The sequence below is a fragment of the Vibrio sp. 2033 genome (assembly GCF_033339735.1).
In genome coordinates, this window is record NZ_JAWOVC010000315.1 from 1 (window position 1) to 728 (window position 728).

Annotated in this window: 2 protein-coding genes; both read right to left on the reverse strand. The window is 42.6% G+C overall.

Features of this window, described 5'->3' with window-relative positions:
- Positions 1-356: hypothetical protein (locus tag R7P74_RS26310; RefSeq protein ID WP_318123583.1), on the reverse strand; the 356-nt coding region annotated here is incomplete at its 3' end.
- A 91-nt stretch (positions 357-447) separates the two neighbouring features.
- Positions 448-728: hypothetical protein (locus R7P74_RS26315; RefSeq protein ID WP_318123585.1), on the reverse strand; the 281-nt coding region annotated here is incomplete at its 5' end.

The following is a 728-nucleotide window of genomic DNA, read 5'->3' on the forward strand; positions in this document are numbered from 1 at the left end:
CCTTTCTGAAGAGATATCATTCGGTGGCTGGTGGGTTTCTGCATTCCAGTCTTGCTTTTATAATTTGCTATCTCACGACCAATGTCAGACCAATTCATCTCGTGAACCTTGAAGTGGGGCGTTTTTAAGATAGGGAGTGGGGATGAGATGTTGTGAGCCATTAGGAATTCGGTTTTTTCACTAATGATGTTTTCTTCTTCATGAGGCTTGAACTTGCCAGAAGCGTATTCGACAAGGATACATTGCTGTAGATCTTTGGTTGTGCCTGCCGCGTAGCTAGTGGTTGCAGCAGACTGCTCTTCGATGGATTGTTTTTTGTTTGGCATTTTCGTCTTGAAAATCTTGTGAATAGCCATAGTTACACCTTTTTATAATTGTAATGTGGTGAGTAGAATCGGTAGGTTCGACCCGACGGGGTCGGAAGAGAGCGACATAGTCGCCCCTTAGTTACATATAAGTTGCTTCTTCGCGCAGTTCTTTGAAGTCAGCGAGTTTTTGAAGCTGCTCTTGGGTCAAATGCCTATTCGCAAGCATCAAAGCGAAATCTGAGTTGTATTCACCCAGCTCTTGTTGCTCTCGCTCAGCAAGTTTTCGTTGAATCAATGATAGGTATTCGATGATGAGGTTTACTGTTTCTTTATCTAAAACATCCTCTTGCAGGGCATGCATCAGTTGAACGCTTGAGAACTGGATATCTTCATTGATAGATTCAAGAACACATTCATCAA